This is a genomic window from Streptomyces sp. NPDC102402 (assembly GCF_044765765.1).
Taxonomy (GTDB): domain Bacteria; phylum Actinomycetota; class Actinomycetes; order Streptomycetales; family Streptomycetaceae; genus Streptomyces.
The window spans coordinates 625,515-647,605 of the sequence record NZ_JBIWKR010000003.1; the positions used below are offsets into that span (position 1 = coordinate 625,515).

Annotated in this window: 19 protein-coding genes; 12 read left to right on the forward strand and 7 right to left on the reverse strand. The window is 70.2% G+C overall.

The window, feature by feature from the left end:
- Positions 1–26: 26 nt before the first annotated feature.
- Entirely contained in the window at positions 27–1,238 is a 1,212-nt protein-coding gene (locus tag ACIRJR_RS12325) for an alpha/beta hydrolase (RefSeq protein ID WP_403777890.1), read from the reverse strand.
- A 236-nt stretch (positions 1,239–1,474) separates the two neighbouring features.
- Positions 1,475–2,143, reverse strand: coding sequence for a TetR family transcriptional regulator (locus tag ACIRJR_RS12330; RefSeq protein ID WP_403777893.1), 669 nt, complete (start codon positions 2,141–2,143; stop codon positions 1,475–1,477).
- 115 nt (positions 2,144–2,258) lie between these two features.
- Between ACIRJR_RS12330 and ACIRJR_RS12335 the strand changes: the two genes are divergently transcribed.
- Positions 2,259–3,869 (forward strand): MFS transporter, encoded by a 1,611-nt coding sequence (locus ACIRJR_RS12335; protein ID WP_403777896.1) that lies wholly within the window; start codon positions 2,259–2,261, stop codon positions 3,867–3,869.
- Between the two features lie 209 nt (positions 3,870–4,078).
- Complete coding sequence (locus ACIRJR_RS12340; protein WP_403777899.1) at positions 4,079–4,507, forward strand: peptidase inhibitor family I36 protein; 429 nt, start codon at positions 4,079–4,081, stop codon at positions 4,505–4,507.
- Positions 4,508–4,772: 265 nt separating this feature from the next.
- Here ACIRJR_RS12340 and aceE read toward each other — a convergent pair whose 3' ends face one another.
- Entirely contained in the window at positions 4,773–7,505 is a 2,733-nt protein-coding gene (gene aceE / locus ACIRJR_RS12345; protein ID WP_403777902.1) for a pyruvate dehydrogenase (acetyl-transferring), homodimeric type, read from the reverse strand.
- 482 nt (positions 7,506–7,987) lie between these two features.
- Here aceE and ACIRJR_RS12350 point away from each other — a divergent pair, with 482 nt between their 5' ends.
- From ACIRJR_RS12350 to ACIRJR_RS12375, 6 genes are all read left to right on the forward strand, one after another.
- A complete protein-coding gene (locus ACIRJR_RS12350; RefSeq protein WP_056784969.1) occupies positions 7,988–8,425 on the forward strand; it encodes a DUF3052 domain-containing protein in 438 nt (145 codons plus the stop codon).
- A gap of 167 nt (positions 8,426–8,592) precedes the next feature.
- Complete coding sequence (locus ACIRJR_RS12355; protein ID WP_403777906.1) at positions 8,593–9,051, forward strand: peroxiredoxin; 459 nt, start codon at positions 8,593–8,595, stop codon at positions 9,049–9,051.
- A 227-nt stretch (positions 9,052–9,278) separates the two neighbouring features.
- Positions 9,279–9,854: a TerD family protein gene (locus ACIRJR_RS12360; RefSeq protein ID WP_124276684.1), complete on the forward strand. Its 576-nt coding sequence runs from the start codon at positions 9,279–9,281 to the stop codon at positions 9,852–9,854.
- A 154-nt stretch (positions 9,855–10,008) separates the two neighbouring features.
- A complete protein-coding gene (locus ACIRJR_RS12365) occupies positions 10,009–10,584 on the forward strand; it encodes a TerD family protein (protein ID WP_329228403.1) in 576 nt (191 codons plus the stop codon).
- A gap of 71 nt (positions 10,585–10,655) precedes the next feature.
- Positions 10,656–11,807, forward strand: a complete 1,152-nt coding sequence (locus ACIRJR_RS12370) for a DUF475 domain-containing protein (protein WP_403777909.1) — start codon at positions 10,656–10,658, stop codon at positions 11,805–11,807.
- 161 nt (positions 11,808–11,968) lie between these two features.
- Positions 11,969–12,703, forward strand: coding sequence for a Tellurium resistance (locus ACIRJR_RS12375; RefSeq protein WP_403777912.1), 735 nt, complete (start codon positions 11,969–11,971; stop codon positions 12,701–12,703).
- Between the two features lie 33 nt (positions 12,704–12,736).
- On the opposite strand, the gene ACIRJR_RS12380 is transcribed toward ACIRJR_RS12375, so the two are convergent.
- Positions 12,737–13,645, reverse strand: a complete 909-nt coding sequence (locus tag ACIRJR_RS12380) for a TerD family protein (protein WP_403777915.1) — start codon at positions 13,643–13,645, stop codon at positions 12,737–12,739.
- A gap of 211 nt (positions 13,646–13,856) precedes the next feature.
- On the opposite strand from ACIRJR_RS12380, the gene ACIRJR_RS12385 reads away from it, so the two are divergent.
- From ACIRJR_RS12385 to ACIRJR_RS12400, 4 genes are all read left to right on the forward strand, one after another.
- Entirely contained in the window at positions 13,857–15,017 is a 1,161-nt protein-coding gene (locus tag ACIRJR_RS12385) for an HpcH/HpaI aldolase/citrate lyase family protein (protein ID WP_403777918.1), read from the forward strand.
- Positions 15,018–15,025: 8 nt separating this feature from the next.
- The gene (locus tag ACIRJR_RS12390; protein WP_403777921.1) at positions 15,026–17,668 is read left to right on the forward strand and encodes a phosphoribosyltransferase; all 2,643 of its coding nucleotides are present in this window, start codon (positions 15,026–15,028) and stop codon (positions 17,666–17,668) included.
- 71 nt (positions 17,669–17,739) lie between these two features.
- The gene (locus tag ACIRJR_RS12395) at positions 17,740–18,594 is read left to right on the forward strand and encodes an HAD family hydrolase (RefSeq protein WP_403778719.1); all 855 of its coding nucleotides are present in this window, start codon (positions 17,740–17,742) and stop codon (positions 18,592–18,594) included.
- A gap of 129 nt (positions 18,595–18,723) precedes the next feature.
- Complete coding sequence (locus ACIRJR_RS12400; protein WP_403777924.1) at positions 18,724–19,383, forward strand: O-methyltransferase; 660 nt, start codon at positions 18,724–18,726, stop codon at positions 19,381–19,383.
- 56 nt (positions 19,384–19,439) lie between these two features.
- Here ACIRJR_RS12400 and ACIRJR_RS12405 read toward each other — a convergent pair whose 3' ends face one another.
- The 3 genes from ACIRJR_RS12405 to ACIRJR_RS12415 all read right to left on the reverse strand — a co-directional run bounded on the left by ACIRJR_RS12405 (position 19,440) and on the right by ACIRJR_RS12415 (position 22,040).
- Entirely contained in the window at positions 19,440–19,670 is a 231-nt protein-coding gene (locus ACIRJR_RS12405; RefSeq protein ID WP_403777927.1) for a zinc ribbon domain-containing protein, read from the reverse strand.
- A 9-nt stretch (positions 19,671–19,679) separates the two neighbouring features.
- On the reverse strand, positions 19,680–20,267 hold the full coding sequence (locus ACIRJR_RS12410) for a DUF4383 domain-containing protein (protein ID WP_403777930.1): 588 nt from the start codon (positions 20,265–20,267) through the stop codon (positions 19,680–19,682).
- Positions 20,268–20,669: 402 nt separating this feature from the next.
- Positions 20,670–22,040, reverse strand: coding sequence for a hypothetical protein (locus ACIRJR_RS12415; RefSeq protein ID WP_403777933.1), 1,371 nt, complete (start codon positions 22,038–22,040; stop codon positions 20,670–20,672).
- Positions 22,041–22,091: the final 51 nt, after the last annotated feature.

Consider the following 22,091-nt stretch of genomic DNA (forward strand, 5'->3'; position numbering starts at 1 on the left):
GCGCGTCAGACATCCTTCTACGCGCGTCAGGCCTCTTGTCCACCGGAGATCTCGCGGTGACACGCGGAATCGGCGCGCGCGCAACTGACCGTGTCATAGGCGCCCACGCCGATCGCGGCGAAGTTGCTCAGGCTCTCTGTGCCAGGCTCGAAATAGCCGCTGTGCCCGACCGCGCCGTTCGCCGACACGATCCGCGCCCCGAAGGCCGGGTCGACCGGGTCGGCGCCGTGGCCGAGACCCCCGACCGCCATGTTCGGTACGTCCTCGATCCAGTCGTCGCTGTCCCGCATCGCCCACACCCTGGCCCGGGTGTGCAGCGCCCCGGCGCTGTCCGCCCGCATACCGGGGCTGCCCGCGACCGCGATGTCGGAGACCCTGGACGGCAGGTCACGAGCGGCCACACCGCACACCACGGAGCCGTAGCTGTGGCAGAACAGCGAGACGCCCGCCGCTCCGGGCAGCGACTCCACGAGGGAGTTCAGCCGCACCGCACCCTCTCGCGCGAGCCCGCCCAGCGCGGCGTCCATACCGATCCCGGCGGGCGCCGTGTAGTCGGCCCACGCGATGACCGCCGTACGCGACCCGGGGCGCGCCGAACGCTCGGCGCCGTACAGCGACTGCGCCATGCCGACGGGCGCCGCGTTCGTCTTCACGCCGGTGCGCTCCAGCGTCAGGAGGTTCGTGTCGACCCCGGGCACGACGACCGAGACCCGCTCGGCACGGTCGAGGTCGCCGAAGACCTCGGCCGCCCGGCCGCGGCCCGACGGGTCGAACGCGAGGATCTGCCGGTCACGGGAGAGCAGGGAGCGGAAGCGGTCCAGTCTGGCCGTGGCCTGATGACGGCCGTCCGGGGAGAGCCGGGTGTCCCGCGTCCGCTGCTCCTCCGCCGTCTCCGCCTGTGCCAGCGCGTGCCGGTTGGCCCGGTAGCGCAAGGTGACCGGCGCGCCGTTCAGGTTCCCCACGACCAGCGGGTACTTGTCGGCCAGCGCGACCTGCTGCCCCGCCGTGAGCGTCGCGAAGAAGTGCGCCAGCCGGTACGCCGGGGCGCCCACGTCGGGGAGGGCGTGTCCCGCTATGCGGTCCTTCGCCCAGGAGGCGAGCGCGGTGTCGCGCGGTGCGGTGGAGTGCTGGTGGCGCACGGCGGTCCACCCGGTGGTCGCCAGCATCACGAACACCACCGCGACGGCGAGCAGCGCGCGCCATGCGGTGAGAGTGGGGGAGGAGTCGAAGGAAGTCACTGCGCCCCACCCTAGGAGACGCGTGCGCGGCGCCGACGCAGGGGTGACACGGATCACCCGACCGCGAGGAATTACACGCCCTTTCCTCACGCTCCGTGCGCGCCGGGTCCACCCTCCGGTGCGCCGGGTGGTCGCCGGATGCCCGAAATGCACTGAGGGGCAGGGGCTTTGTGAGTTCGGCCATGCGAGGGAGATGAGGAGTACGGCACACGTGTGCGGTTCACGTAAGGGTGTGCCTACGCGGCGCGCCAGTTCCCGGAGAGCGCAGGTCCGAGCTGGTCCAGGTGGAGTTCGGTCAGCTCCCGGAGTGCCTCCACCCCGGCGTCCCTCCGGCATCCCCACAGCTGTCCGGTCAGCCGCATCACGCCGGAGAAGGCGGCGACGGCCACCCGTGGTCGCGGATCCGCGTCGAGGTCGAGCCCCTCACGCTCCGCGATCACCAGGGCGGTCTGCTGCTCCAGGCCGATGTGGCGCCGCATGTGGGCTGCGTGGAGCGCCGGCGTCGATTCGATCATCCGGTAGGCGCGCATCTGGAGTTCGGCCGTGACGTCCTCGTCGTCGGCCTCCGCGAGGGAGTTCCACGCGTTCAGTGCGGCCCGGCGCAATGCCTCGAAAGGGGCCTCCGCGGGAGGGCGTTGACGCAGTTCCGCGAGGAAGCGGGCGTCGACCGCCTCCTGGACGGCGAAGGCGACGGCCTCCTTGTTGGCGAAGTAGCGGAAGAAGGTGCGCTGGGAGACCTCCACGGCGTCGACGATCTCGTCGACGGTGGTCCGGTCGTACCCCTGCGTGGTGAAGAGTCTGAGGGCGGCGTGCAGCAGGGCTTCGCGGGTGCGCCGCTTCTTGCGCTCGCGCAGCCCCGCCGGAGCCCCTGGCACGAGAGCCCCGGGTGTCTGCCTGCGTGTCACGAGCCGGACCTCTTTTCGCTGCTTCGCCCTGCTCAGCCTACCTGTGAGCTACGTGACAGTTACTGTCTTGTGAATTGCTTTGTCAACTGTCAGAGGCTGACATAGCGTCCTGCGTATGACTAGTCAGACCACTGTCGAAAAGGCGCCGCGGGAGCCTGAAGACACCCTTGTTCCCGCACCGGCGAAAGGGCTGCGCGGCCACCCCTGGCTGACGCTCTTCGCCGTGGCCATCGGCGTGATGATGGTGGCGCTCGACGGCACGATCGTCGCGATCGCCAACCCGGCCATCCAGCAGGACCTCGGCGCCTCGCTCGCCGACGTCCAGTGGATCACCAACGGCTACATGCTCGCCCTCGCGGTCTCCCTGATCACCGCGGGCAAGCTCGGTGACCGCTTCGGCCACCGGCAGACGTTCCTGATAGGCATCGCGGGGTTCGCCGCCGCCTCGGCCGCGATCGGCTTCTCCCAGGGCGTGACCCTGGTGATCGTCTTCCGGGTGCTCCAGGGCCTCTTCGGCGCCCTGCTGATGCCGGCCGCGCTCGGCCTGCTGCGCGCCACCTTCCCGGCCGAGAAGCTGAACATGGCCATCGGTATCTGGGGCATGGTGATCGGCGCCTCGACCGCGGGCGGCCCCATCCTCGGCGGTGTGCTCGTGGAGCACGTCAACTGGCAGTCCGTCTTCTTCATCAACGTGCCGGTCGGTGTACTCGCGCTCGTCTTCGGCCTGGTGATCCTCAAGGACCACCGTGCCGCGAACGCGCCCAGGTCCTTCGACATCGGCGGCATCGTGCTGCTGTCGCTGGCGATGTTCTGCCTGATCTGGTCGCTGATCAAGGGCTCCGAGTGGGGCTGGGGCGACCCGAAGACGATCGGTTTCCTCGTCGGCGCCGTCGTCCTGTTCGCCGCGTTCGCGTTCACCCAGACGAAGGTCAGGGAGCCGCTGATCCCGCTGGCCATGTTCCGCTCCGTGCCCCTCTCGGCAGGCGTGGTGCTGATGGTGATGATGGCCTTCGCCTTCATGGGCGGCCTGTTCTTCGTGACCTTCTACCTGCAGAACGTGCACGGTATGAGCCCGGTCGACAGCGGTCTGCACCTGCTTCCGCTGACCGGAATGATGATCGTCGGCTCGCCGCTCGCGGGACTGGCCATCACCAAGCTCGGCCCGCGGGTCCCGCTGGTCGGCGGCATGGTGTTCACCGCGGTCGCCATGTTCGGCATGTCGCAGCTGAGCATCGGCACCAGCACGCTGACCATGTCCATCTGGTTCGGTCTCCTCGGTCTCGGCCTCGCCCCGGTGATGGTCGGCGCGACCGAGGTCATCGTCGGCAACGCCCCCATGGAGCTCTCCGGAGTCGCCGGAGGACTTCAGCAGGCCGCCATGCAGGTCGGTGGCAGCCTCGGCACAGCCGTGCTCGGCGCCGTCATGGCCGCCCAGGTCGACGCCAAGCTGGGCGACAACTGGAAGGGCGCGGGGCTCCCGCCGGTCGACTCCGCGCAGCTGGAGCAGGCGTCGTCCGCCATCAAGGTCGGGATGCCGCCGGTCGCCCCCGGCACCCCGCCGGAGATCGCGGCGAAGATCACGGACGTCGCCCATGACACGTTCGTGTCGGGCATGAGCTCCGCCTTCATGGTCGCGGGCATCGTCGCGGTGGTCGCCGCCCTGGTCGCCACGCTCACCAAGCGCGGCGCCAACGCCGAGGCGGGCATGGGCGCCGGCCACATCTGACCCTCCGCCGCCCCCGGCACCCGCCCCGGCGGATGCCGGGACCCGGGCGTCAACACAGCGCACCCGACAGCCCCGCCGGACGGTTCCGGCGGGGCTGTCGCCTATCAGGGTGGTCCGCCGCCCGACCCCTTCCCCGCCCGCGCCCCCGCAGGTCAGAGTGCGGACATGGCGAGCCGCCCGGCTCGCTCGACCACGGGGGTTGATCCACCATGCGTACGACCGTTCTCGCCGCCACCCTGGCGGCCACCGCGCTCGTCCCGGCCACGGCCCTGTCCTCGGGCGCCGCGCCCGCCGCCCACCACGGGCCCGCCGGACAAGAGCGCTCACGGCCCGCCCCGCAGGCCGCCCCGAAGGGGCTGGCGCCCTGCGGGGCGGGGCAGCTCTGCCTCTGGGCGAAGCCCGACTTCACCGGGGCCGCACAGGTCCACGAGCTGTCCACCGTCGACATCGAGAGCTGTGTCCCGCTGCCGTCGGGCAGCTCCGCCCAGGCCCTGGTGAACCGCACGGGACGGCCCGTCACCACCTACCAGTCGGCCGAGTGCGCCGAGACCGGGGAGTTCGAGACCTACCCGGGCGGCGGCACCTGGGTGCCCCGGTCGCCGTACACGGTCAGGGCCTTCAAGATCTGGGAGAACTGAGCCGACGGCGTCCGGAAGGGAGGGCGGCGGCGGGGCCGCCGGCGTGCGGCGGTGATCATGCCGTCCACGAGGGCCACTCCTCGTCGAGGTGAGCGTGCCGCGCGGGAAAGGCGCTGATCCGGCCCCTGTCGCTGTCCGTCCTCCGCAGGACCGGCTGGAAGCAACACCGTCATGACCGCACGACGCTCCGAGACCTGACCGGCGGGCGAACGCCGAAGGGCGGCGGGCCCGGGGCCCGCCGCCCTTCGTCCGGAACTCGTGTTCCCTACGCGTCACCACCGGCCGGGCCGGGGCCCGCGGCGGCCACGTCCAGCAGCTCGTAACGGTCGAGCGCCGTCTTCAGCGCCGAACGGTCGATCCGGCCTTCCTTCGCGAGCTCGGTCAGCACCGCCAGCACGATCGACTGCGCGTCGATGTGGAAGTAGCGGCGGGCCGCACCCCGGGTGTCGGCGAAGCCGAAGCCGTCCGCACCCAGCGACTGGTACGCGCCGGGAACCCAGCGCGCGATCTGGTCGGGCACGGAACGCATCCAGTCCGAGACCGCCACGAACGGGCCCTCGGAGCCGGAGAGCTTCCGCGTGACGTACGGGACCTGCTGCTCCTCCTCCGGGTGGAGCAGGTTGTGGCGCTCCACCTCGACCGCCTCACGGCGCAGTTCGTTCCAGGAGGTCGCCGACCAGACGTCCGCCTTCACGTCCCACTCGTCGGCGAGGATCCGCTGGGCCTCCACCGCCCACGGGACCGCCACGCCGGACGCCATGATCTGGGCCGGGATCCGGCCCTTCTCGCCTGCGCGGTAGCGGTGCACACCCTTGAGGATGCCCTCGACGTCCACGTCGGCGGGCTCCGCCGGGTGCTGGATCGGCTCGTTGTAGACGGTGAGGTAGTAGAAGACGTCCTCGCTCTCCTCGCCGTACATCCGCCGCAGACCGTCCTTGACGATGTGCGCGATCTCGTAACCGAACGCCGGGTCGTAGGAGACGCAGGCCGGGTTCGTCGAGGCGAGGAGCTGCGAGTGGCCGTCCGCGTGCTGGAGACCCTCACCGGTCAGCGTCGTACGCCCGGCGGTGGCGCCCAGCACGAAACCGCGCGAGAGCTGGTCGGCCATCTGCCAGAACTGGTCACCGGTGCGCTGGAAACCGAACATCGAGTAGAAGACGTACACCGGGATCAGCGGCTCGCCGTGCGTGGCGTACGCCGAACCCGCGGCGATCAGCGACGCCGTGCAGCCGGCCTCGGAGATGCCGTCGTGCAGCATCTGGCCGGTCGGCGACTCCTTGTACGCGAGGAGCAGCTCACGGTCCACGGACTCGTACTGCTGACCCAGGGGGTTGTAGATCTTCGCACTCGGGAAGAACGCGTCCATGCCGAAGGTGCGGTACTCATCGGGGGCGATCAGCACGAAACGCTTGCCGATCTCCTTGTCCCGCATGAGGTCCTTCAGGACGCGGACGAACGCCATGGTCGTGGCGATCGACTGCTGACCCGAACCCTTCTTCGCGGTCGCGTACGCCTTCTCGTCCGGCAGGGGCAGCGGCTTCGCCCGCACCACACGGGTCGGGACGTAGCCGCCCAGGCCCTGGCGCCGGTCGTGCATGTACTGGATCTCCTCCGAGTCGCGGCCCGGGTGGTAGTACGGCGGGTTGCCGTCCTCCAGCTGCTTGTCCGCGATCGGGATGTGGAGCCGGTCACGGAAGCGCTTGAGGTCGTCCGCCGTGAGCTTCTTCATCTGGTGGGTCGCGTTGCGGCCCTCGAAGTTCGGCCCGAGCGTCCAGCCCTTGACCGTCTGCGCCAGGATCACCGTCGGCTGGCCCTTGTGCGCCTTGGCCGCCGCGTAGGCCGCGTAGACCTTGCGGTGGTCGTGACCACCGCGGCCCAGGTGCAGGATCTGTTCGTCGGACATGTCCTTGACCATGTCGCGCAGCCGCGGGTCGTCACCGAAGAAGTGGTCACGGATGTACGACCCGGTCTCGGTGGCGTACGTCTGGAACTGGCCGTCCGGCGTGGTGTTCAGCTTGTTGACCAGGATGCCGGTGCGGTCCTGCGCGAGCAGCGGGTCCCAGGTGCGGTCCCAGACCAGCTTGATGACGTTCCAGCCGGCGCCGCGGAACTGGGACTCCAGCTCCTGGATGATCTTGCCGTTGCCGCGCACCGGGCCGTCCAGGCGCTGCAGGTTGCAGTTGACCACGAAGGTGAGGTTGTCCAGACCCTCGCGGGCGGCGATGGAGAGCTGGCCGAGCGACTCGGGCTCGTCCATCTCGCCGTCGCCGAGATAGGCCCAGACGTGCGACTTGGAGGTGTCGGCGATGCCGCGCGCCTCCATGTAGCGGTTCATCCGCGCCTGGTAGATGGCACCGAGCGGGCCGAGGCCCATGGAGACGGTGGGGAACTCCCAGAAGTCCGGCATCGACCGCGGGTGCGGGTAGCTGGACAGCGCGTGACCGGCCTTCGACTTCTCCTGGCGGAAGCCGTCGAGCTGCGCCTCGCTCAGCCGGTCGAGCAGGAACGCGCGGGCGTAGATGCCGGGGGACGCGTGTCCCTGGAAGAAGATCTGGTCGCCTCCCAGGCCGTCGTCCTTGCCGCGGAAGAAGTGGTTGAAGCCCACGTCGTACAGCGAGGCGGAGGAGGCGAAGGTGGCGATGTGGCCGCCGACGCCGATCCCGGGACGCTGGGCGCGGGAGACCATCACCGCGGCGTTCCACCGGGTCGCGTTGAGGACCTTGCGCTCGATCTCCTCGTCGCCGGGGAAGAACGGCTCGTCCTTCGTGGCGATCGTGTTGATGTAGTCGGTGCTGCGCATCTCGGGCACGGCCACGCGCTTCTCGCGCGCGCGCTCGATGAGCCGGAGCATCAGGTAGCGGGCCCGCTCACGGCCGCGCTCGTCGACGGCGGCGTCGAGGGAGTCGAGCCATTCCTGGGTCTCTTCAGGATCGAAGTCCGGGACCTGGCTCGGAAGGCCGCCAATGATGATCGGGTTGCGATCGGATCCGGAAGCCACACTGTTCCTTCGCTGTTCGGTGGTGCTCTTCGGGGCCTGGTTGCGGGCAACGTACCCCCCGGGTGGCTGCTCTACGCCGCCTCCATCGTGTACCGCGAGAGTCTCAAACGTCATCTCTACTGTGGGGTAACACAAGGTTCCCGGGCGCCGTGTCCGGGCACGAGTACCAGCAGCGCGAGGGCGGTCCCGCCCAAACCGCAACCATACGCCCAACCCGGCCAAGCGTTCCCAAAGCCCGTTCGAATCCGAATGGCGGAGCGAAACGGCATAAGCTGAGGAAGGACGTAAAGGGTCCGGACACCATTTCCGGCCCCGCAGGAGACATGCCGGACGTTGCGGCGACGTGGCAGGGAACGTCACCGTTTAGGCGGTCTCGGACGCCGGGTACTTGCGCGATTCGCCGAGCCCGTGTGGACTACGGCCAACGCCCCGCGCACGCGCGTGGCTGAAGCATTTTCCGAAACATGATCAGGAGGCAACCCGTGAGCGCGACCGCGGACCACGCGGAGGAACGGACCAACACGGCCGCAAGGCTTGGGTTCGAACCCGGACAGGTGGTCCAGGAGATCGGCTACGACGACGACGTCGAGCAGGAGCTCCGTGAGGGCATTGAGGCCACAATCGGCCAGGAACTCGTCGACGAGGACTACGACGACGTCGCTGACGTCGTCCTGCTCTGGTTCCGCGACGAGGACGGCGACCTTACGGACGCGCTGGTGGATGCCATTGGTCTGATCGAGGACGGTGGGGCGGTCTGGCTGCTGACGCCCAAAACCGGCCGAGACGGATACGTCGAGCCGAGCGACATCAACGAGGCTGCCCAGACAGCGGGTCTTGCCCAGACCAAGAGCATCAGCGCGGGCAAGGACTGGACGGGCAGCCGTCTGGTCACTCCCAAGGGGGCCAAGGCCAAGCGCTGAGAGTTCCTTCACCACCCGAGGGGCCCCCGACGGCATCACGCCGCCGGGGGCCTTCTTACGCGCGCCCGCGGGCCTGCCCGGCGCCGGCGGGAGACGCTGCGTAGGGTGGGTGTCACCCGGACGGCCCAGGCCGGGACGCGCGACATCTGCGAAGGGACGAGTTTCACATGGCGATCGAGGTCGGCACGCAGGCTCCGGATTTCGAGCTGAAGGACAACCACGGGCGGACCGTGAAGCTGTCGGACTTCCGCGGCGAGAAGAACGTGGTCCTGCTCTTCTACCCGTTCGCCTTCACCGGTGTCTGCACGGGTGAGCTGTGCGCGCTGCGCGACGAGCTCCCGAAGTTCGAGAACGACGACACCCAGCTGCTCGCCGTCTCCAACGACTCGATCCACACCCTGCGTGTCTTCGCCGAGCAGGAGGGCCTCGAGTACCCGCTGCTGTCGGACTTCTGGCCGCACGGCGCGACCTCCCGGGCGTACGGCGTCTTCGACGAGGACAAGGGCTGCGCGGTGCGCGGCACGTTCGTCATCGACAAGGAGGGCGTGGTCCGCTGGACCGTCGTCAACGGGCTGCCGGACGCGCGTGACCTGAACGACTACATCAAGGCGCTCGACTCGATCTGATCCGGACCCGTCCGGGGCTTTCCGGGGCCGCCGTACCGGTTCCCGGGCCCGCGACGGGCGGGATCCCGGGGTCTGTGACGTGGTGTGTCCGGGGATCTCCTGGCGGCGCCCGGTCAAAAGCCTGTTTTGGCCGGGAACCGGTCACTAGGATCCAATCGTTGATCCGATGCCAGAGCACGACGGGGGCGCTGGCGTCTGCCGGCCCTCTCAAAACTTTTGGAGGACTCGTGGGAGTCAGCCTCAGCAAGGGCGGAAACGTCTCGCTGACCAAGGCCGCGCCGAACCTGACCGCGGTCATCGTCGGTCTGGGCTGGGATGCCCGTACGACCACCGGCGGTGACTTCGACCTCGACGCCAGCGCTCTGCTGACGAACGCCGAGGGCAAGGTCGGCAGCGACGGGAATTTCGTCTTCTTCAACAACCTCAAGAGCCCCGACGGCTCGGTCGAGCACACCGGTGACAACCTCACCGGTGAGGGCGAGGGCGACGACGAGGTCATCAAGGTCAACCTGGCCGGAGTCCCGGCCGACGTCGACAAGATCGTCTTCCCGGTCTCGATCTACGAGGCCGAGAGCCGGCAGCAGAGCTTCGGCCAGGTGCGCAACGCGTACATCCGCGTGGTGAACCAGGCGGACAACAGCGAGCTCGCGCGCTACGACCTGAGCGAGGACGCGTCGACGGAGACCGCCATGGTCTTCGGCGAGCTCTACCGCAACGGCGCCGAATGGAAGTTCCGTGCCATCGGCCAGGGGTATGCCTCGGGTCTGCGCGGCATCGCGCAGGACTTCGGCGTCAACGTCTGAGCCGGTCCGGGGAGGTCTCCGGACACCTCAAGCTCCATCGCGTCCGGCGCCGCACCTCGTGCGGCGCCGGACGCGCTCGGCAGAGCGCCCCGCGCCCGTCAGGCGCCCGTGCTTGGCCGGAACGACCGTCCATAAGAATCGGGGAGGACACACCATGGGCGTCACGCTCGCCAAGGGAGGCAACGTCTCCCTCTCCAAGGCCGCACCCAATCTCACTCAGGTGCTGGTCGGGCTCGGCTGGGACGCACGATCCACGACGGGAGCCGACTTCGACCTCGACGCCAGCGCACTGCTGTGCCAGTCGGGCCGGGTCCTCGGCGACGAGTGGTTCGTGTTCTACAACAACCTCACCAGCCCCGACGGCTCCGTCGAGCACACCGGGGACAACCTCACGGGTGAGGGTGACGGCGACGACGAGTCCGTCATCGTGAACCTCACGCAGGTCCCGGCGCACTGCGACAAGATTCTCTTCCCGGTCTCGATTCATGATGCCGACAATCGTGGGCAGACTTTCGGCCAGGTCAGCAATGCCTTCATCCGCGTGGTGAACCAGGCGGACGGTCAGGAACTGGCACGGTACGACCTCACCGAGGACGCGTCGACGGAGACGGCGATGATCTTCGGCGAGCTCTACCGCTACGGCGGGGAGTGGAAATTCCGTGCAGTGGGACAGGGGTACGCGTCAGGGCTCCGGGGCATCGCTCTAGACTTCGGGGTCAACGTTTCGTAAAGCCGCGCACGGCGCGGGGGAGCCCCGTACTCAACCGGGGGAGACCCGTTACTTACACGATGGGGTAGCCAGTGCTTCTGAAAACCTTCGGCTGGTCGTTCGCGGTTACCGCGCTCGGCCTGGTCGCAGCGGTGTTCTACGGGGGGTGGCAGGCATTCGGCATCGTAGCGATCCTGTCGGTCCTCGAGATCTCGCTGTCCTTCGACAACGCGGTGATCAACGCCGGGATCCTGAAGAAGATGAATGCCTTCTGGCAGAAGATCTTCCTCACCGTCGGCGTGCTCATCGCGGTCTTCGGCATGCGGCTGGTGTTCCCCGTCGTGATCGTGGCCATCAGCGCTCAGCTGGGGCCGATCGAGGCCATCGACCTCTCGTTCAACGACCCCGACCGGTACAAGGAACTGGTGACGGACGCCCATCCGTCCATCGCCGCCTTCGGTGGCATGTTCCTGCTCATGATCTTCCTCGACTTCATCTTCGAGGACCGTGACATCCAGTGGCTGCGCTGGATCGAGCGTCCGCTCGCCAAGCTCGGCAAGGTCGACATGCTGTCGGTCTGCGTCGCGCTGATCGTCCTGCTGGTCGCGGCCATGACGGTCGCCACCCAGGCGCACCAGCACGGCGGCGGGCACGCGGACAAGGCGTCCACCGTCATGCTCTCCGGCATCGCCGGTCTGATCACCTACCTCGTGGTCGGCGGACTCTCCGGGTTCTTCGAGGGCAAGCTCGAAGAGGAGGAGGAACGCGAGCAGGAGGCGGAGGAAGAGGCCAGGAAGGCCGGCAAGCCCGTCTCCGGTGTCCTCCTCGCGGGCAAGGCCGCGTTCTTCATGTTCCTCTACCTCGAGGTCCTCGACGCGTCCTTCTCGTTCGACGGTGTCATCGGCGCCTTCGCCATCACCAACGAGATCGTGCTGATGGCCCTCGGCCTCGGTATCGGCGCCATGTACGTCCGTTCGCTCACCGTGTACCTGGTCCGCCAGGGCACCCTGGACGACTACGTCTACCTGGAGCACGGCGCGCACTACGCGATCGGCGCCCTGTCGGTCATCCTGCTCGTCACCATCCAGTACGAGATCAACGAGATCATCACCGGTCTCGTCGGCGTCGTGCTGATCGGGTGGTCCTTCTGGTCCTCGGTGCGGCGCAACAAGGCGATCGAGGCGGCCGGCGGCGACGGCGACGGCGGCTCGGATTCCAAGGCGGAAGTCTCCTCCGGGGTGTGACCCGGTAGGGATTGAGGAACGCTCTCTCTGCGGGGCGGCCCACGTCGGCGTTCTCGGGAAACACCCGGACCCGGCCCGGTGGCCGCCCCGCAGTGACGTGCGGGGCGTGTGGGGCCGTATGTGCGGGGCCGGCGGTACTACCGATATGTGTGGGGGTTGGGATGGCCTTCTGGGACGGCCTGTTTCCGCGGCGGGCGTCGCAGTTCGAGTCGGGTAACTCCGCGACGAACTCGATCGTGCTCTCCAAGCGCAATGCCACGGTCTCGCTGAACAAGCAGGGCGCGCTCTCGGGCAATCTGCGCGTCAACCTGTCGTGGCGCATGCGCACGTCGGACATCGGCGGCAGATCACGGCAGAGCGGTCGGCTGCTGCGCCCGCTGAAGCTCTTCCAGCCCGACGTGGTCCAGGCCCACACGCAGGGGATGGTCAACGTCGACCTGGACCTGGGCTGCATGTACGAGCTGGCGGACGGGACCAGGGGGGTGGTCCAGCCGCTGGGCAACCTCATCGGTGACCTGAACGCGGCGCCGTACGTCAGGCTCAGCGGGGACGACCGGTTCGGGGCCCCGTCGGGTGAGACCGTTTACGTGAACCTCGACAAGCGTGACGAGATCAAGCGCCTGCTGTTCTTCGTCTACATCTACGACCAGACCCCGGCCTTCGACCGCACGCACGCCAAGGTGACGCTCTACCCGGGCAACGGCCCGCGCATCGAGATCGAGCTGGACGAACGGGCCCCGCAGGCCCGCTCGTGCGCGGTGTTCACGGTGGAGAACGTCAAGGGCGAGCTGATCGTGCGGCGCGAGGTGAAATTCGTGTACGGCTTCCAGTCGGAGCTGGACCGGATGTACGGCTACGGCATGCAGTGGGGACGCGGCTACAAGACGCGGGCCTGAGTGCGTGCCGTCAAGGGCGACCGCGCCGCCGGTTCACGACCGGAGGAACTGCGGGCCTTGCGGGGGAAGCACGAAGTTCGGGTCGGCGGCGTGCGCCGCCGCGGCGGCGGGCTGCGGGTAACCGTAGGCGGGCTGGGCCGCGGCGGGCTGGGGGTAGCCGTACGCGGGCTGCGGCGCGGCGGTGGGCTGCGGGTAGCCGTAGGCCGGCTGGGGGGCCGCAGACGGCTGCGGGTAGCCGTAGGCGGGCTGCTGGTGCTGGACCGTCGCCTGGGAGTCCGGCGCGGGCTGCTGGTGCTGGACGGTGGCCTGGGAGTCGGGCACGGGCTGCTGGTGCTGGACGGTGGCCTGGGAGTCGGGCACGGCCGCCGGGCCGGGCTCGGAGGCCGCCTCGGCCTCGTCCACGGAGATCCCGAAGGCGGTGGCCAGCCCGACGAGGCCCGTCGGGTAGCCCTGAGCCACCGCGCGGAACTTCCAGCCGTCACCGCGCCGGTACAGCTCCCCGCAGATGACGGCGGTCTCCTCGCCGGTCTCCGCGCGCACGTCGAAGACGGCGAGCGGCTCGCTCTCGGCGGATGCCGCGTCGTACAGCGATATCCGCAGGTCCGTCACACGCTCGAACGCCGCCTCGTCGCAGGACGCGGCGATGACCACCTGGTCCACGGAGGGGTCCAGCGCGGACAGGTCCGCCTCGATCGTGTCCGTGAGTCCCTCGGGCGCGCTGCGCTTGGGCAGGCGCCGCACGAGGCCGGAGGGGTGCCGCGGCTGGTTGTAGAAGACGAAGTCCTCGTCGGAACGCACCCGCCCGTCGGCGCCGATCAGCAGGGCGGAGGCGTCCACGTCCGGGACGCCGGCGCCCGGGGTCCAGCGCAGCACGGCCCGTACGGCCATGGCGTCGAGAGGGACGTTCGAGCCCTTCAGCATCGCGTGCGTCATGGCGGTCATCCTGCCTGCTCGGGGAGCGTCCGGACAACGCGGGGGTACGGACTAGTAGGCCAGGGCCCCTTCGCGGGGGGCACGGAGGCGCGCCGCGCGGGAGTGGGATACGCCGGGGACATCCGAAGTTCATACGGCTGGGGAACCGGAGACACCCACCCGAACGTACTATTACCGGCCATACGTTTATCCGGTCTCTAAGGCAGTACGGGGGAAACACATGCGTCATTTCGGGCATATCTCGTCCGCTGTCCGGGAGAGTCTCTTCTTCAGGGAGCCGTGCGAATTCGACGCGGGTTCCTCCCCGCACGTGCTGGCCGCGGCGCTGGGGGCCACGCTCTACAGCCCCGCGACCCGGCCCCGGCTGGCCGACGACGTGATCAAGCAGGCCCGTGGGGGAGTCGTCTCCATGGTGCTCTGCCTGGAGGATTCCATCGACGACGCCGAGGTGGTCGGTGCCGAGGCCAACCTGGTCCGGCAGTTCGCCGACCTCGAGACGCGGGGCGCCGAAGTGCCGCTGCTCTTCGTCAGGGTCCGTGAACCGGAACAGATCTCCGACCTGGCGCGGCGACTCGGAAGCTCCGTCCGATTGTTGTCCGGATTCGTACTTCCGAAATTCACCGAGGAGCGGGGCGAGCTCTTCCTGGAGGCACTCACCGCCGCGGAAGCGGACAGCGGACACCGGCTGTTCGCCATGCCCGTCCTCGAATCGCCCGAGCTGCTGCATCTGGAGAGCCGGAGCGACACCCTCTCGGGAATCGCCCGCACCGTCGACAAGTACCGCGAGCGGATCCTGGCGCTGCGGCTCGGCGTCACCGACTTCTGCTCCGCCTACGGCCTGCGCCGGGCGCCGGACATGACGGCGTACGACGTCCAGATCGTCGGCGCGGTCATCGGCGACGTCGTGAACGTGCTGGGCAGGGCGGACGGCACCGGCTTCACCATCACCGGACCCGTGTGGGAGTACTTCCGTCTCCAGGAGCGGATGTTCAAGCCCCAGCTGCGCCGCAGCCCCTTCGCGGGGCAGGCCGAGGAGCTGCGCACCGCGCTCATCGAGCACGACCTGGACGGGCTGCTGCGCGAGATCGCCCTCGACCGGGCCAACGGGCTCCTCGGCAAGACCTGCATCCACCCGTCCCACGTCATGCCCGTGCACGCCCTGTCGGTCGTCAGCCACGAGGAGTACAGCGACGCGCAGGACATCCTGCGGCCCGAGCGGGGCGGCGGCGGGGTGCTGCGCTCCGCGTACACGAACAAGATGAACGAAGTGAAGCCGCACCGCGCCTGGGCGGAGCGGACCCTGCAGCGGGCGGAGGTCTTCGGTGTGGCACGCGAGGACGTCGGCTTCGTCGAGCTCCTGGCCGCCGGCGTGACGGACTGAGCGCGGACATGGGCGAGCACCGGCGGGCACACGAGCACATACGGGAAGAAGAGGCAGTGGACGTGGAGTGGTCGGGTAACTGGGTCGCCGGGCGGCTCGGGGTGGAGCTCGTCGGCGACGGGGAGATCCGGGAGCTGCTGGGCCTCGCCCTGCGACGCAACCCGAAGCGCGCCCATCTGCTCGTGTCGAACGTCCTGGGCAAGCACGTGCCGCAGCGGCCGTCGGTCGTCCACGGCGCGGGCTTCGAGCTCGGCGAGCGGGTACGGGACCTGCTGGGCGAGAGGGAGGCCCGCCGGGCCGTCGTCCTCGGGTACGCCGAGACGGCGACCGGCCTCGGTCACGCCGTCGCGGACGGGCTGGGTGTGGCCCCCTACCTCCACTCGACCCGCCGCCCCGTGGACGGCGTCGCCCAGGCGGGCGGTTTCGAGGAGGCGCACTCGCACGCCACCTCCCACCTGCTGCTGCCCGAGGACCCGGACCTGCTGAGCGCCGGCGCTCAGGGTTCCCCGCTGGTCCTGGTCGACGACGAGTTCTCCACCGGCAACACGGTGCTCAACACCATCCGCGCCCTCCACGCGCGCTACCCCCGGGACCGGTACGTCATCGTCGCGCTGGTGGACATGCGGTCCGAGGCCGATCAGGGGCGGCTCGCGGAATTCGCCGAGGAGATCGGCGCCCGCGTCGACCTGGTGGCCCGGGCCCGCGGCACCGTGCGTCTGCCCGACGGGGTCCTGGAGAAGGGCCTGAGCCTGGTGGCCGAGCACGACGCGGCGCACACGGCGAGTGGAGCGGAGGAGGCTCCCGCGCCCCGGTCCCTCCCCGCCCGCATCGCCCTCGACTGGCCGGCCGGTGTGCCCGACGGCGGTCGGCACGGATTCACGCCCGCCCACCGCGCCGCTCTGGAAGCAGCCCTCCCCGCCATGGCCGGCCGTATCGCAGATGCCCTCGGCGACGCCCGCAGGGTGCTCGTCCTCGGCTTCGAGGAGCTGATGTACGCACCCCTGCGCCTCGCCACCGCCCTGGAGGACGCCACCACGGCCGAGGTGCGCTACTCCACCACCACCCGCTCGCCCGTGCTCGCCGTCGACGACCCCGGCTACGCGATACGCAGCCGCCTCGTCTTCCCCGCCCACGACGATCCCGCGGACGGGCCGGGCGACCGGTACGCCTACAACGTCGCGGGAGCCGGATTCGACGCCGTCCTCGCCGTCGTCGACTCCGCCGCGGACACCCCCGCCCTCCACGCCCCCGACGGGCTGCTGGCCCGGCTCGCCGCACACACCGGCCAGGTCCTGCTCGCGGTCGTGCCCTCGTACGTCCCGTCACCGGCCTCCGGGCAGACGTCCGGACGGGCGTCCGAGAAGGCCTCCGACCTGTCCTCCGGACGGGCGTCCGACCTGTCCTCCGGACGGGCGTCCGACCTGGCCTCCGACCTGGCCTGCGACCGGGCTTCCGGACAGGCACCCGACAAGGCCTCCCGCAGGGCCTCCGACAGGCAGGAAGCCGCCATGCTGCCCGAACCCCTCCGGGGCCCCGCCTTCTCCTCCTACGCGGCGGACGACGTCGGCTGGCTGCTCCAGGACCTCTCGGACACGCCCCTCGAGGCGCCCACCGAGGAGCGCGAGGAGGCGATCCAGAGCGGCGGCGCGCACTACGCCGAGTCGCTGCCCGTCGAATACCAGCCGAGCCCGCAGTACCAGGAGCTGTTCAAGGCGGCCCTGGACGCCTCGGCGGCCCGGATCGCCCGTGCCGTGGGCACCGTCACCGAGACCGTGCTCGCCGAACGGGGTCCGCGCCCCGTCCTGGTCTCCCTCGCCCGCGCCGGGACCCCGGTCGGCGTCCTGATGCGCCGATGGGCCCAGCACCGGCACGGCCTCGACCTGCCGCACTACGCCGTGTCCATCGTCCGGGGCCGCGGCATCGACGCCAACGCCCTGCGCTGGCTGGCCGCCCACCACGACCCGGCGGACGTCGTCTTCGTCGACGGATGGACCGGGAAGGGTGCCATCACCCGCGAACTCGCCGCCGCCCTGGAGGAGTTCGAGGGGTTCAACCCGGAGATCGCCGTACTGGCGGATCCGGGCGGCTGCGTACGGACCTACGGGACCCGCGAGGACTTCCTCATCCCGTCCGCCTGCCTCAACTCCACCGTGTCCGGGCTTATCTCCCGTACGGTGCTGCGCTCCGACCTGGTCGGCCCGCACGACTTCCACGGCGCGAAGTTCTACCGTGAGCTCGCCGGCTCCGACGTCTCCGGCCTGTTCCTCGACACGGTCGCCGCGCGCTTCGACGAGGTCGTCGGCGCCGTGGACGCCGAGGCGAAGGAACTCCTCGCCGCGGACCGCGCACCGACCTGGGAGGGCTGGGCGGCCGTCGAGCGCATCAGCGAGGAGTACGGCATCCACGACGTGAACCTGGTCAAGCCCGGCGTCGGTGAGACGACCCGGGTGCTGCTCCGCCGCGTTCCCTGGAAGATCCTGGCCAAGCGGGGCGCGGGCGCCGACCTCGACCATGTGCGGCTGCTCGCCGAGCAGCGCGGCGTACCGGTCGAGGAGGTCGGGGAACTCCCGTACACCTGCGTCGGGCTGATCCACCCCAAATACACCCGCGGCGCCACCGGCGCGGACGGCACGGCGGTGACGGCGAAGTGAGCGACACCGTGAACACGCCTGTGGACGCACCCCTGGACGGCCCTGCGGCCGGGTCCCCGAGCACCGCCACCGTGGACCCTCCGGCGGCCCCCTCACAGGGTGACCGCGTGACCCTGGTCGCCAGTGACCTCGACCGCACCCTCATCTACTCGGCGGCGTCCCTGCAGCTGACCATGCCGGACGAGCAGGCCCCGCGCCTGCTCTGCGTGGAGGTCTACGGCCGGGCGCCCCTCTGCTACATGACGGAGACCGCCGCCTCACTGCTCGACGAGCTGGCCCGCACCACGGTGTTCGTCCCGACCACCACCCGGACCCGGGAGCAGTACGGCCGCATCCACCTGCCCGGCCCCGCTCCCCAGTACGCGATCTGCGCCAACGGCGGGCACATCCTCGTCGACGGCGTCTCCGACCCGGACTGGCAGGCACAGGTGGCGGGCCGGATCGCCGACGAGTGCGCGTCCCTCGCCGAGGTCCGCGCCCACCTCCGGGCCGCGGGCGACCCCTCCTGGCTGCTCAAGGAACGGGTCGCCGAGGACCTCTTCGCCTACCTCGTCGTCGACCGTGCCGCCCTTCCCGAGGGCTGGGTGAAGGAGCTGTCCGCCTGGGCCGACCCCCGGGGCTGGACCGTCTCGCTCCAGGGCCGCAAGATCTACGCCGTTCCCAAGCCGCTGACCAAGAGCGCCGCGATGCGCGAGGTGGCCCAACGCTGCGGTGCCACACTGACGCTCGCCGCCGGTGACTCCCTCCTCGACGCCGACCTGTTGCTCGCCGCCGACAGGGCCTGGCGCCCGGGCCACGGCGAGCTCGCCGACTGCGGCTGGGGCGCGCCCAACACCGAGGTGCTCAGGGAACGGGGCGGAGCCGCGGGCGAGGAGATCCTGCGCCGCTTCCTGCGCGCCGCGGGCTCCCGGCGGACCGTGGGCTGAGCGTTCCGCTCCGGAGCGGCTGAGCGTTCGGCTTCGGAGCGGCTGAGCGTTTCGCTCCGGCGTAACAGCCGAGCGGGAGCGAGCGATCTTCGGCAAGCTGTACGGGTCACCGAGACCAAGGGGATCCGTATGACACAAGGCAACCAGACCAAGATCACCGATGAGCTGTACGCCTACGCCCTGGCCCACAACCCGCCGCTGGACGAGGTGCAGCGCGAGCTCGTGGAGACCACGTACGCCGAGCTGCCTCACCATGCGGGCATGCAGTCCGCGCAGGAGCAGGGGCCGCTGCTCGCCTTCCTCGTACGGCTGACGGGCGCCCGGCACATCGTCGAGGTCGGCACCTTCACCGGCTTCTCGGCGCTGTCGATGGCCCAGGCGCTGCCCGCGGACGGCGTGCTGATCGCCTGCGACATCTCCGAGGAGTGGACGGCGTACGGCCAGGAGGCATGGAAGAAGGCGGGAGTGGCCGACCGCGTCGACCTGCGGATCGCGCCCGCGCTGGACACCCTGCGCGCGATGCCGGCCGAACCGCACATCGACCTGGCCTACCTGGACGCGGACAAGGACAACTACATCGCGTACTGGGAGGAGCTGGTCCCACGGATGCGCCCCGGCGGGCTGATCGTCACCGACAACGTCCTCTTCCACGGGGGCGTCACGGATCCGCTGGCCACCGGGGCCACGGCGGCCATCAGGGGGTTCAACGACCACGTGCGCGCCGACTCCCGGATGGACAGCGTGCTGCTGACGGTGGCGGACGGGCTGACGCTCTCACGCCGGACGTGACGGGCCCGCCCGACGCCGGGCGGAGCGGAAGTCCCGCCGGCCCGGCGCGGCGGCCGTCAGCCGCAGCAGCCGCCCCCGCAGCACCCGCCGCCTCCGCCCCCGGCCGTCGACGGGGCGGGAGCGGCGGAGGCCGACGAGCCGGATCCGCCCACGGCCACGGTGGAGAGCAGTTTCACGGTGTCCTCGTGCCCGGCGGGGCAGGAGGCGGGATCCGACGACTCGGCCATGGGACGGCTGAGCTCGAACGTCTCGCCGCAGGGGCGGCAGCGGTACTCGTAACGAGGCATGGCCCAAGATTAGAGCCTCTTCGGCCTCGCGACCTCGGGCATCGGGGCGAGTGCGCGGCGCTCCTCGCGCGACACCTGCTCGGGATGGCGGGCCCGCCAGTACGGATTGTCGTGGGGCAGACCTCCGCTGACCCGCCCGTACATGCCGAACATCATCAGCAACAGCCCGGCCACGAAGCTGAACAGCACGTTCTGCATCTGGAACGCCAGGAAGTTCATGCCGGTGTCCAGCAGGGCCAGATTCACGAATCCGCTGAGGATGAAGAGGATGCCCAGGACCATGTTCAGGGTCGAGGCGAAGTTGCCTCCGACGACCATTCCGACGAAGAGCAGCAGCCCGGCACAGATGGACAGGATGCTCAGCGCGCCGTTGGTGTTGAGACCCGCCACCGTGTCACCGCCGGTGTCGAAGAAGCCGATACGGTCGATGAGCCCGAGGATGCCGAAAGCGACGAGCAGCAGGCCCATCAGGCCGGCCCCCACCCGGTAGACCTGGCTGAGGCGGTGGTCGACGGGCAGATGCTCGTCGAGGGGCGTGGCCTTGCGGCGGGAGGGCCCGCCGCGGCGGCCAGTGGGGCGCAGGACGTGTGTGGCCATGACGGCCTCCTTCGGCGGCGTGCGGCCAGGAACGCCTCAGCGGAAGCCGCTGGGTACTACCAGGATCGGCCCGTCGGCCGCTAGGGACAAATCAGACAGTTCCGATCACCGCCGGGCACTCGGCCCAGTGCGTCACTTATGACCGGGGCACTCCGTGGATCCACGGGCGGGCCGGATCCACGGGCGGGTCGGATCCACGGGCCTGGTCCCCTCGGGCTTGAACCCACCGGCCGGGTCCACGGGCCGGGTCCACGGGCGGGACCCCCTCGGGGCCCGATCCACCGGCCTGATCCACCGGCCTGATCCACTGACCCGATCCACTGACCCGATCCACTGACCCGATCCACTGACCCGATCCACTGACCCGATCCACTGACCCGATCCACTGGCCAGGGGGTGCGCTCAGGCGCCGCCGGTGCCGAGCTCCTCGCGGATCGCGGAGACCACGCGGTTCGCCGTCTGCCGCACCGCTTCCGTCTCGGTGAGGAAGTGCCAGTAGTCGGGATGGCGCCCGTCGAGCCCGGCGATCGCACGGTCCAGGCGGGCCACGGCGTCGTCCAGCGGGCGGGCGTGGCGCGGGTCGGGTGTGTTGCGGCCGGCCATGGCGAGGCGCTGGGCGTCCCGAATCGCGAACCGGGTGCGGTCCGTCTCCGCCTGTGGACTCTTCGCCACCGCGTCGAGCTTCTGCAGTCGGTCCCCGGCGGCGGACACCGCTTCGTCGGTCGCGTTGAGCAGCGCCCGGACCGTACTCAGCCGGGAGGTCGCATCGGCCCAGCGCTGCTCGGACCGTGCCCCGGCGGCCTCGGCCAGCTTCGCCTCGGCCTGCCGGACGTTCACCGCCGCCTGCTCGGGTACCGGCTGCAGGTCCTGCCAGCAGGCAGCCGAGAACCGCCGCCGGAGCTCGCTCAGGACCGGCTCGACCTGTCCGGCGCGTGTCGTGAGCGCCTGCGCCCGGGTACGCAGGGAGACCAGCCTGCGATCGATCTCGGCCGCCCGCTCGGGAAGCCGGACCGCCTCCGCCCGCACCGCCTCGGCGTCCCGCAGCACCTGGTCCGCGCGCTGCAGCGTCTCTGCCACGCCGTGACGCCCCGCGCCCTGGTTGAGCTTGGTCAGCTCGGGGGCGAGAGCCGCGAGGCGGGCAGCGAGGTCATCCGCCCGAAGCCCGGAGGCCCGCACCGCGTCGAGGGCGTTGCTCGCGGCGAGCAGCGTCTGGCGGGCCCGCTCCACCGCGGGGGCGAGCCGGGCGAGCTGGGTCTCCGCGCCGCTGAGCAGCGTCCCCAGCCCCTGGGCGAACCGGTCGAGCTCGCCCTTCACCCGTACGAGCTCGTCCTTGGCCCGGGTCAGCTGGGTCCGCGCTCCGGCCGCCGCCGAGGGCTCCAGGTCGTCACGGTCGAGGTCGTGGGCGTCGACCGCCGTGATGTATTCGTGGCTGACCTCGTCGATCCGCCGGCCCAGCGCCGTGAAGTCCTCCGCCGCCTTGCGCGCGCGGGGAGAACTGTCCACGGCGGTGATCGTCTCGATCGAGATCCGCAGATCCCGCTGAGCGGTGTCCAGCTCGTAGAAGGCCTCGGCCGCAGCGTCCTTCGCCGCCTGCGCGTCGGCACGCTGATTCTCCCCGCGCCCCCCGAACCAGCGCCGCGTGCCGCCACCGGCGAAGGCGCCGGGCAGCGCCGCCACGGCCAAGGGGACCGGCAGCAGCATCAGCACCAGGACATCCCTGACGGCGGAACCGACACTCGCTTTCGCCTGCGGCCGCGTGTGTGTCGCCGTCACATCCCTCTCCCGTGCCGATTCGACCTGCCCGGTTCATTCTCGCACCAGTTA

What these genes read in the sequence shown, in the direction of transcription:
- ACIRJR_RS12335 (WP_403777896.1), top strand. Translation starts at nt 2,259, where the DNA reads ATGACTAGTCAGACCACTGTCGAAAAGGCGCCGCGGGAGCCTGAAGAC.
- ACIRJR_RS12340 (WP_403777899.1), top strand. Translation starts at nt 4,079, where the DNA reads ATGCGTACGACCGTTCTCGCCGCCACCCTGGCGGCCACCGCGCTCGTC.
- ACIRJR_RS12355 (WP_403777906.1), top strand. Translation starts at nt 8,593, where the DNA reads ATGGCGATCGAGGTCGGCACGCAGGCTCCGGATTTCGAGCTGAAGGAC.
- ACIRJR_RS12365 (WP_329228403.1), top strand. Translation starts at nt 10,009, where the DNA reads ATGGGCGTCACGCTCGCCAAGGGAGGCAACGTCTCCCTCTCCAAGGCC.
- ACIRJR_RS12375 (WP_403777912.1), top strand. Translation starts at nt 11,969, where the DNA reads ATGGCCTTCTGGGACGGCCTGTTTCCGCGGCGGGCGTCGCAGTTCGAG.
- ACIRJR_RS12380 (WP_403777915.1), bottom strand. Translation starts at nt 13,645, where the DNA reads ATGACCGCCATGACGCACGCGATGCTGAAGGGCTCGAACGTCCCTCTC.
- ACIRJR_RS12385 (WP_403777918.1), top strand. Translation starts at nt 13,857, where the DNA reads ATGCGTCATTTCGGGCATATCTCGTCCGCTGTCCGGGAGAGTCTCTTC.
- ACIRJR_RS12390 (WP_403777921.1), top strand. Translation starts at nt 15,026, where the DNA reads ATGGGCGAGCACCGGCGGGCACACGAGCACATACGGGAAGAAGAGGCA.
- ACIRJR_RS12400 (WP_403777924.1), top strand. Translation starts at nt 18,724, where the DNA reads ATGACACAAGGCAACCAGACCAAGATCACCGATGAGCTGTACGCCTAC.
- ACIRJR_RS12405 (WP_403777927.1), bottom strand. Translation starts at nt 19,670, where the DNA reads ATGCCTCGTTACGAGTACCGCTGCCGCCCCTGCGGCGAGACGTTCGAG.
- ACIRJR_RS12410 (WP_403777930.1), bottom strand. Translation starts at nt 20,267, where the DNA reads ATGGCCACACACGTCCTGCGCCCCACTGGCCGCCGCGGCGGGCCCTCC.